Below are 9,384 nucleotides of genomic sequence, written 5' to 3'. Positions count from 1 at the left end.
GGCCGCGGCGCTGTCAAGAGCGGCGTCGCGGCCCATCGCTAAAGATGGCTGTGTATCAACAATCCTCTATCGTTCTCCTAACAGCGGGACGATCGGGGAAAACATCTTCGCGCCCACAGAGTCGTCAGGCCGGGACCGAAGAGTCGAAGGCCTGCCCGCAACTTGGGGACGACTCTGGGGGTGCCGGTGCTGAACTTGTCGAGCCGCTCAATCGGCAACGTTTTGTTAAGCTACACGGCCGGCGTGGCACCACGCAATGGAAAGCACTTTCCGCATGGTTAACGAAACCTTCACGGGCCCCTGAACAGGCAGGTGCAAGCGTCGATTCGGGATAACCTGGCGCGAACTGTGGAGAAGCATCACCGGTCGGTGCACAACCGCGACCGATCGAATCCCAGCGCGGCGCCTGATCCCGAGCGCGGCGAGGCGCGCTTGGCTGAGCGTTTCTCACCGCCCCTTCGCTGCGCGGCCATCCCTAGCGTGAAGACGATGGGCAATCGGAGAGCTTCTGAGCACGGATGGCGGCGGCACCGTGCGGGGGAGGGGGAATTCCACCGCGCAGCCATAACCAGCTATGGCCGTGCACGACGATTCGCGCGGCGCACGGGCACAAAAAAAGCCCGGCCTGAGCGGCCGGGCTGAAAGCAGCATCATATCGAGCGGGGCTCCCAGAAGCCTTCCATTCGGAAGGCCGGGAGCCGTCGCAGTCCGATCAGGCAGCGATGGCCTTCACGCGGGCGGCCAGGCGGGAAACCTTCCGCGAGGCATTGTTCTTGTGAACGATGCCGTTCTGGGCAGCGCGCATGATCTCCGGCTCGGCGGCGCGGAGGGCGGTGAGGGCCTGGCCCTGATCGCCGGACGCAATCGCCTCCTCGACCTTGCGGACGAAGGTACGCATCCGCGAACGGCGCGAGCGGTTGATCGCCGTACGCTTGGCGATCTTGCGGGTCATCTTCTTGGCCGACACGGTGTTGGCCATGGGGCATCCTCGTCTGGTCGTGGCGGCAAGAACTCGGCCCGGAGCATCCGGTGTCGGTCAGCGCAGCCTGATGATAAGCAAAGGCGAAAAGACCGGGCGCAATGCTGCGGCCGGACGTGGTGGCTGCTCTATAGCGACACCCCCATGGTCCGTCAACAAATCGTCACGCCGTCGCTCGATCTTGCCGCTCACGCATTTTGTGGGACGGAAGAGCGTTGCCAAGCGAAATTCGATCGGCTAATGCCCCTCCAGTCCGGCGGCGGCATCGCCCCCCGGCACCGCGCTGCGGTAGCTCAGTGGTAGAGCACCTCATTGGTAATGAGGAGGTCGAGAGTTCAATCCTCTCTCGCAGCACCATTCTTCTCCTAACGATATCAGTAGGTTAGGGCGAACGACACGCTGAGGATGACCGCACTCTCACACAGCGGTCTCACACATTGTCACTCAGAATCGCGCGACCGTGGAAGAACCCTAGGACGGGCGTTTTCCATCTACGGCAGCGAACGCCCCTCGATCTCGTCGGACGCTTGCAGGGATGGTCGGTCAGCCTCCCCATCGGCGATACGTGGGCGTCCATAACCGTCGGTCCGATCGTCCAAGCATCATTGCGGACCAAAGAGCCGAGAGAGGCACGTCACCGTCATTCAATTGCGGATGGCGCCCTTAAGCGATTCTGGCAGGAGCAACGCGTGGCTCCCACTCCACACTTCGATGAGAGTGACGCTGATGTCGGTCGGAGTGAGCATGACCGGGCGACGCTGCTTCAACCGATAGCCCTCACTGTCGAACGCGCATTGATCCAAACGGTGTCCGTCTCAGAGACGGCATCTCTAACCGTGAACGACCTGTTCGAACGATGGGCGGCCTACAATGCCGACAAGAGGGCAGGGAACACCATCAAACGGTATCGTGCCAGCTTCCGCTCTCTAGGCGCCTTTACCCGCCAGCGCGACGCTCGAAGCCTCAATGCCGACGATCTTTTCGTTTGGGCCGAGCATCGCCGTGATGCCGAGTGCGTCTCACCGCGTTCGATCAACAAAAACGATTTGGTGGCGGTCAGTTCAGTCCTTCAATGGGCGACTGGCCGATCAGGTGGACAGATTCTACCTCATAATCCGGCCAGGGGCCTTAGTTTGGACGAACCTCGCATCGTCGCACAACGTGAAAGAACGTTCCGAGAGCACGAGATTACCGCCATCCTGAGAGCGGCTTCCGCGGTGGCGCAGGATCATGACAACATCACCCGCTCGGCTGTGCGACGGTGGTGCCCGTGGTTGGCAGCCTACTCAGGAGCGCGGATCGCTGAATTAACTAGTCTTGCCAGACAGGACGTCCGCATCGAGGGTGGCACTCCCGTTATGGACTTACGCATCACAAAGACTGGCGAACCTCGCACTGTTCCACTCCATAACCACCTAATCGAACAAGGGTTTCTGGCATTCGTGGAAGCGTCAATGGGCGGACCGCTGTTTTACGACTTCAAGCGACACAAGGCGAATGCAGAGACTTCTCCCGCAGAGCAACAAGCGAAAGCAGTCGCGAAGTGGGTTCGAGCCACTGTAAATCTTGATCCTGCCGTCGATCCCAACCACGGCTGGCGACACACATTCAAGACAAGGGCACTCGGCGCAGGGATAGAAGAACGATTGCGAGACGCTATCACCGGTCATCGAGTCGCATCGGTCGGGCGAAGATATGAGACGCCTTCACTTTCAATGCTTAGTGATGCAATGAATAGATTTCCAGCATATAATATTCATTGAATGCGATTAGTTACGATGAAATTTCGGCAAGATATTAATACTATAGCCTTATAATGAAGAGAATTCTCCTTGAATCGCAAATCGCCAAGCTGCCAACAAGCGCTGATTTCTGTGCAGGCTCACTATAATAGTGCGCTCGCTTCACGCATTGGTGTAAGCGGATAATGCCATCGATGGTTTTAATGTCAGCAACCACCAACTGGTATGCCTGACCTCAAACAAAATTCGTTCTATCAAGCATCTTAACACAATGATCCATGATATCCAAGGGCAAGGCATCGAATTAAAACTTAGCACATAGATTTTATTGAATATAGACCTTTATCATCATCTAGGTCATAACAAGACGGTCGACGCAAACAGAACTGCGAAGACAACTTGAGCAACCAAATCATCAAGCAAAATCAAATTCGCGTCGGACAGAAGCGGCGGGGATAGAACGATTGCGCTTGCAGAGATTTTATTATCACTCATTGGGAGATCAGATTGAATACCATTACGCCCTCGACCTACATTGAATGCGGTTATGACATCACCATACTGAAACCGCGGACCAAGAAACCGAAGCTAAAAAACTGGATAGGCATCACTCTTGGCATCGGAGATATCGAGGCTCATGGAACTTTTCCTGAGCATTACAACATTGGCATCAAACTCGGTTCTGCATCTAACGGCATTGTTGATGTTGATCTTGACTGTGATGCTGCGGTGTCGCTTGGGGCTAAATTGCTAAACACCGAAACTCGTGTGTTCGGACGCGATGATAACCCGGCAAGCCATTACCTGTATCGGGTTCATGATCCCAGTAGCACGTTGAGATTCAAGCACCCTGTATCCGGAGAGGTGATTGTAGAGCTCCGGGGCAATAACAGTCAGACCGTCCTGCCTGGGTCGATCTACGAAGATGGGTCGATCATCCGTTTCGAAGGTTACTCATTGCCGGAACCCTTCGAAACTGATTGGGCCACCCTTGAGCGTCAGTGTGGTCTAATCTCTGCTGGAACCGTTCTGAGCGAGTTCTGGAAAGAAGGAAGCAGGCACGCTTTGGCGCTCGCTCTCGGCGGATGGGCTGCTCATAAGCGCATCGATCAGGGAACCTTCACGCGACTAATCGAGGCTGTCGCAGAATACATGAACGATGACGATGTTGTGGATAGAGTTGAATGCGTTCGAGACAGCTACATTGATCTCGAATCTGGTAACAAGGTGGCATGGAGGGGCGATCTAGATCAGCTTATCGATTATCGTATCATGGTGGCTATTTCTAAATGGCTGATGGTGAGCGCGGAGCCTGAACGCAACGCTTTAACTCAACAGCCGAAGAAGCTGCCGAGTATTACGACCGATCTACAGAGTGGGCAAGATTTCTGCGACCACATCGGAGATGATCTTATCTTCTGTGACGACGAAGAACGATTTTATCAGCGACTGAATGATGTCTATGAACCTGCTTCCCTGGCATCCGTCAAGGGAACTGTCATGGATTATGTGAAGTCATTCGATGCTGATGTGACGAACTACGAAGAGGCTAAGAAACTCAAATCAGCGCAGTCAATTGCTCGGATCAATGCTATCGTAGATGTATCGAGGTCGAACCTTCGTATCTCGTCGTCTCAGTTCAACACCGATCCGTACTTCGTAGGCTGTGGAAATGGTGTCCTCGATCTGAGGGCTGGTAAGCTGGTGGAGCCTTCCTGTATCATCACGCGCCGCCTTGGAACCAACTATGATAGTCAAGCTAGATGCCCGTTGTTTGTCGAGTTTTTAAGGCAAGTATTCGACGCAGATAAAGAGAAGATCGACTTTATCAGGAGGGCAGTTGGGTATACGTTGACTGGAAGCACTGCTGGTCAATGCATGTTCGTAGCTATCGGATCGGGGGCGAATGGTAAGTCAACGTTCCTCAAGATTATCCAAGAGTTGATGGGCGACTATGGCACTTCTATCCCGTCGAACTCGTTGATGGCGTCGAAGTTCGGGAGCGACAAGACAGACGATATCGCTTCTCTCAATGGACTGATCGGCCCCCACGCGGTGGTCCAAGTTCTAAGTTAGTGCAGGGTCGGCCTTTGCTCCACGGGTCGCTTGGCCGGCGGAGCCGACCGAGTGAGCGCAGCCGGCCAAGCGGTGAAGGCCGGCACGAACACCTCCGGGGCCGGTGGTCGGTAGCCGAGCGAGGCGTGCGGGCGCACGCTGTTGTAGTGTAGACGCCAACTCTCGATCACGATCTGCGCCTCCTTGAGCGTGTAGAAGATCTCACCGTTCAAAAGCTCGTCCCGTAGTCGTGCGTTGAAGCTCTCGACGTAACCGTTCTCCCATGGCGAGCCGGGTGCGATGTAGGCTGTTCTGGCGCCGACACCGGTGATCCAGGCCTGCACGGACTTGGCGATGAACTCCGGACCGTTGTCCGAGCGGATATGGCTGGGCACGCCGCGCAGGATGAACAGGTCGGACAGCACGTCGATCACGTCCGCCGCCTTCAGCTTGCGTGCGACGCGGATCGCTAGGCACTCCCGCGTGAACTCATCGACCACGTTCAGCATCCGGAACTTGCGGCCCTCGTGCGTGCGGGCTTCGACAAAGTCGTAGGACCAGACGTGATCGCGACGCTCCGCCCGCAATCGCAGGCAGGAACCATCCCCGTCCCAGATGCGGCCGCGCTTGGGCTGCCGAGACGGGACCTTCAGCCCCTCGCGCCGCCAGATCCGTTCGACCCGCTTGTCGTTGACGAACCAGCCCGCCGCCTTCAGCAATGCACCGATCTTCCGGTAGCCGTAGCGCCCGTACTGGCGAGCCAGTTCCACGAGGTCGGCTGTCAGCGCGGCCTCATCCTCTCTTCCCCGCGGCACCTTGCGCTGCGTCGAGCGATGCTGCCCGAGCGCCCGACAGGCGCGGCGCTCGGAGACGTCTAGGACGTTCATGACATGCGCGATGCAGGCGCGTCGGCGCGCGGGGCTGGTCAGTTTCCCCGAGCGGCCTCCTGCAGGATCAGCTTGTCGAGGGTGAGATCCGCAATCGCCTTGCGCAGCCGCTGGTTCTCAACCTCCAGGTCCTTCATCCGTCGAACCTGATCGCTCTTCAGGCCGCCGTACTCCTTGCGCCAGCGGTAGTAGGTCACTTCCGTCACGCCGATGGCCCGGATCGCCTCCGCCACGCTCTGGCCCTGCGAGACCAGAACATCCACCTGCCGCAGCTTGGCGACCACGTCTTCCGGCTTGTGCCGCTTCGTTCCCATCTGTCCGTCCTCATCTGGCTCAAAAGCCATACCTCAGGGCGGACCACTTCAGTGGGGGCGGATCACACTCATCGAACGCTCTCCGTGAACAGACGGTCCCCTAAGCCCTCGATTCGATCATTCCAGGCCAAACGCTTCCGCCACCGTTCGGGGATGCCTGACAGACCAAAGAAGGCGCCTGCAAGCTGACCGCAAACGGCACCAACCGTGTCAGCGTCGTCGCCTAAGTTCACGGCCCGTAGGACGCTTTCCTCGAACGAACCCGAACCCGCCAAAGACCATATGGCGGCTTCCAACGTGTCGATCACATAGCCGGATGAACGGATCGCATCCCGGCGCTTGCCACGCCACGATCCATCAACGATCGCCTGCACGTTCGGGGTATATGGGCCGTAGGATTGGCTCAGAAGGTCCGTGAGCGGCATTCCACTGATCGCGTTGGCAAGGATCATCGCGAGAGCTTCGGAAGCGTCTACGGGCTCTGCGGCAGGGTGAGTCGTTGCCGACTGCCGTCGAGCAGCATCACGGAGCTTGTCAGGGTTGTTCCAGAATCTCAGAACAACCGGCGCGAGTCTCATGATCGAGCCGTTGCCACCGTTGCGGGCATCCGCCGATGCAACATGGATAGCACCTGTTTCGTAGAACGCCCGTAGTGCCGCAGCGGTCGCATTCCCGATATCGAAGCAGTAGCCCTTTACCGAGTTCTCACCATCATGGAACCACCGAAGGAACCGTTCGAGCAGGTCGCGTTCGTCCAAGCCGTCGCACACGATCAGGCTCTCGCCTAACGCCAGCCCCATGGAAGTGTCGTCAGTCCATTCACCCGGCCTCAGATCGAAGGGACCGCCGCCGACCATATCCGTAACGGGATCGAACGTCCCACGGTGCCGAAACTCTACAGTCGTTCCGATAGCGTCGCCAACGGCCAAGCCGACTAGGGCACCCAGGGCACGGTCACGGATCGCGTCCAGAGACGTTGATGGGAGACGTTCAGGAATCGGCCGGGCACAGTGGATGTGACGTTCCTGCTCAACTGTCTCGATAGCGCCTGGGCGGGCCTCACGAACCCTCTGAATGGTATCCTCAGGGTCGGCACCAAGCTCGACCAGAAGCCTCGCTGCGATGGTTCCCGCGCGACCTAGCCCACCTTTACAATGAACGACGACGTTAAAGCCGTTCCGAAGGCGTGACCGGACACCTTCGCCGACCGTCGACCATGCTGCTTCGAACTCGTCAGTGGGGGTCGAAACATCCGGGATCGGCAGGTGCAACCACTCTATACCGTGGCGCCGGCATTCGACCTCGAGTCCCCCAACCTGTAGGGCTTCGATTTCGTGACCTTCGATCAGGGTGACGAGCACGGTAGCTCCCCAATCGCAAATGGCTTTGATATCGGTTGGAAGATCGCGGGACCACGAGCCAGTTACTGAATCCGGCTGATACTTGCCCGGGCAGAATGTAACTCCAATGCTTCCGAAACCGGCGCCAGTAGCAATTCTAGCTATCTGCAAAGGATGGCTAAGGCTGGTTCGCTCTGCATGCCGACCAGGATGATCGAACACTGCAAGAAACGTCTGATGTTTATCTCCAGTCATGTCTGCCTCCGTATCCACAATGACACGGAAGTTTATAATCTCCAAGGTGTGCGCTGCGCCCAGCCATTGGCGCTATAGACTATCATTTTTTCGTGCGTCGTTGTCGCGGAACGTTATATAGCTTAGAGGGCCCGCACTGAGAAGCACGATCCACATAATCATATAAAGATTTACATGCATCAACTCGAGGACAATGTAGAGAGAACACAGCGCAGCAAGGAACGTAAGGACTCTTAGCAGCATTTGCTTTCCGATTTCGACAAGATTTTTCCTGTCAGGAAAACTGCTGCGGCACACGAAAGTTCAACCTGTGGCGACATTTCATCCGCGCCCAACAACTTTAAGATTAAAATCACATTTCCGTGATTCAATCTTTCGCTGTCTGTGCAGATGAACGACGTCCCGACATGTGAAGAAGCATTGAGGCGCCAGACCTCCCAACCATTTAGTCATGCCGACCATCCCCGCCGCTAATTCCCTTATTCGTTCGGCGGCGATGGATGGCTTGCGACCCTTGAACACGCCTTCGGCTTCGGCCTTCGCGATACCTTCCATCTGACACTCACGCCTGGTAGCCGTTGCACCTATAGGAGCCATCGACCGACAGACGTTGATGTTTCGATGGCGACAAGGGTCACGCATGGCGCGAATGCCCATCGCGACACAATCATTCACACACGGATTGGACCTAGGCATCTGACGGCGGTATCGCTTCCAGACGCATTGTGGAGGATCGTATGGCCGAGCATCACAAGAACGCTTCCGTTGGGGTTGCCCGAGCCGTTCTTGAAGGACTTGGAGCGGAAGAGCGTGCGGCCGTCGAGAAGGAAGCCGGCGAGAAGGGCATCGACGCAATTGAGATCGTTCGAAGCTCTCTCGATTCGCTGATTTCCGACACCGAACAATCTGACGGAAAGTCCGTGTTCGTGCGGAGATCAGGCAATTAGTCAGTCACAACCATTCCACTCGAGCCACCAAGGCCGGAAGCTGCACTATGATAGTTGCACTTCCGAGCCGATGATCCGATAGACCTGCATCCGCGAGCATCCGAGAGTCTTTGCGATGGCGGCCGGACCATGACCCTCGGCCTTCATCGCTAGTACCTTTTCTCGATCCAGCCGTCGTGTGCCGCCCCTATAGACGCCCTTCGCCTTTGCGGCCTGAATGCCCTCCCGCTGACGTTCGAGGATGAAGCGGCGTTCCATCTGGCTCACCATCCCAAGAACGGTAAGCACGATCCTCCCGCTTTCACCGCGGGTTGAAACATGTGGATCGAGGACAGTCAGGTAAGCGCCGCGCTGATCCAGTTCGTGGACGATGTTGAGAACGTCGCGCGTATCACGGCCAAGCCTATCAGCGCGGACGACCACCAACTCATCACCATCACGGACGAAGTCGAGGATAGCGGCCAGTTCCGTGCGACCATCCCGCGAAGCCCCTGATACCTTCTCTGATCGGATCGGCTGGCATCCTTCCGCCTTGAGCCGTTCTATCTGAATGTCGAGGGATTGATCCTCCGAACTGCACCGTGCGTATCCGATCCTCGCCAAGCGTCACTCCAAGCTCTAGACCCGGTGACAATGCCGTAACATTGAACGCAAGGCAAGCCTGATGTTACGCTCACGCTTAGGCAGGATCGTAGGTGATGTTACGTCACCTTACGGTGCACTCTGTTGTTATGAATTGGGGAGAGGCTGCCGATACGCAGGCATCTCGCCTAACGCAGGCCAATGAGTTATTCCTTTGAGCCGACGAGACGCGTTGATGATGGTCAGAGCATACGGGCACTTTCGAACGTCAGCTGGTCATCAA

Annotated in this window: 8 protein-coding genes, 1 tRNA gene and 1 pseudogene; 5 read left to right on the top strand and 5 right to left on the bottom strand. The window is 56.9% G+C overall.

Going from position 1 to position 9,384, the window contains the following annotated elements; translation table 11 throughout:
* Positions 1–712: 712 nt before the first annotated feature.
* Positions 713–979 (bottom strand): 30S ribosomal protein S20, encoded by a 267-nt coding sequence (gene rpsT / locus MSPGM_RS25320; protein WP_003598297.1) that lies wholly within the window; start codon positions 977–979, stop codon positions 713–715.
* A gap of 282 nt (positions 980–1,261) precedes the next feature.
* On the opposite strand from rpsT, the gene MSPGM_RS25315 reads away from it, so the two are divergent.
* The 4 genes and pseudogenes from MSPGM_RS25315 to MSPGM_RS25305 all read left to right on the top strand — a co-directional run bounded on the left by MSPGM_RS25315 (position 1,262) and on the right by MSPGM_RS25305 (position 4,797).
* Positions 1,262–1,336, top strand: a tRNA-Thr gene (locus tag MSPGM_RS25315).
* Between the two features lie 80 nt (positions 1,337–1,416).
* A pseudogene (locus tag MSPGM_RS25570) lies at positions 1,417–1,656 on the top strand (hypothetical protein); the annotation flags it as partial.
* A 159-nt stretch (positions 1,657–1,815) separates the two neighbouring features.
* Complete coding sequence (locus tag MSPGM_RS25310) at positions 1,816–2,742, top strand: tyrosine-type recombinase/integrase (protein WP_261926051.1); 927 nt, start codon at positions 1,816–1,818, stop codon at positions 2,740–2,742.
* A 486-nt stretch (positions 2,743–3,228) separates the two neighbouring features.
* A complete protein-coding gene (locus MSPGM_RS25305; RefSeq protein ID WP_261926050.1) occupies positions 3,229–4,797 on the top strand; it encodes a bifunctional DNA primase/polymerase in 1,569 nt (522 codons plus the stop codon).
* Here MSPGM_RS25305 and MSPGM_RS25300 read toward each other — a convergent pair.
* The 3 genes from MSPGM_RS25300 to MSPGM_RS25290 form a co-directional block, all read right to left on the bottom strand.
* Positions 4,794–5,977, bottom strand: a protein-coding gene (locus MSPGM_RS25300; protein WP_209688052.1) for an IS3-like element ISMex5 family transposase whose coding sequence is annotated in 2 segments (ribosomal slippage) — positions 4,794–5,713 and positions 5,713–5,977 — 1,185 coding nt in all. Because the reading frame shifts where the segments join, the coding sequence is not laid out codon by codon here. The two genes, MSPGM_RS25305 and MSPGM_RS25300, sit on opposite strands and share 4 nt — an antisense overlap.
* A 68-nt stretch (positions 5,978–6,045) precedes the next feature.
* Positions 6,046–7,572 (bottom strand): ADP-ribosylglycohydrolase family protein, encoded by a 1,527-nt coding sequence (locus MSPGM_RS25295; protein WP_410007700.1) that lies wholly within the window; start codon positions 7,570–7,572, stop codon positions 6,046–6,048.
* 321 nt (positions 7,573–7,893) lie between these two features.
* A complete protein-coding gene (locus MSPGM_RS25290; protein WP_261926048.1) occupies positions 7,894–8,127 on the bottom strand; it encodes a hypothetical protein in 234 nt (77 codons plus the stop codon).
* Positions 8,128–8,309: 182 nt separating this feature from the next.
* Between MSPGM_RS25290 and MSPGM_RS25285 the strand changes: the two genes are divergently transcribed.
* Complete coding sequence (locus MSPGM_RS25285) at positions 8,310–8,519, top strand: hypothetical protein (protein ID WP_261926047.1); 210 nt, start codon at positions 8,310–8,312, stop codon at positions 8,517–8,519.
* A gap of 45 nt (positions 8,520–8,564) precedes the next feature.
* Here MSPGM_RS25285 and MSPGM_RS25280 read toward each other — a convergent pair whose 3' ends face one another.
* Positions 8,565–9,122 (bottom strand): recombinase family protein, encoded by a 558-nt coding sequence (locus tag MSPGM_RS25280; protein WP_261926046.1) that lies wholly within the window; start codon positions 9,120–9,122, stop codon positions 8,565–8,567.
* Positions 9,123–9,384: the final 262 nt, after the last annotated feature.

The organism is Methylorubrum sp. GM97, assembly GCF_024347855.1.
GTDB classification, from domain to species: Bacteria; Pseudomonadota; Alphaproteobacteria; order Rhizobiales; family Beijerinckiaceae; genus Methylobacterium; species Methylobacterium extorquens.
The sequence above is the reverse complement of the archived record's forward strand: the minus strand, read 5'-3'. Positions and strand labels throughout refer to the sequence as shown.

Bases quoted from the DNA above. Each gene is read 5' to 3' on its own strand.
- rpsT (WP_003598297.1), bottom strand. From the start codon at position 979: ATGGCCAACACCGTGTCGGCCAAGAAGATGACCCGCAAGATCGCCAAG.
- MSPGM_RS25295 (WP_410007700.1), bottom strand. From the start codon at position 7,572: ATGACTGGAGATAAACATCAGACGTTTCTTGCAGTGTTCGATCATCCT.
- MSPGM_RS25290 (WP_261926048.1), bottom strand. From the start codon at position 8,127: ATGGAAGGTATCGCGAAGGCCGAAGCCGAAGGCGTGTTCAAGGGTCGC.
- MSPGM_RS25285 (WP_261926047.1), top strand. From the start codon at position 8,310: ATGGCCGAGCATCACAAGAACGCTTCCGTTGGGGTTGCCCGAGCCGTT.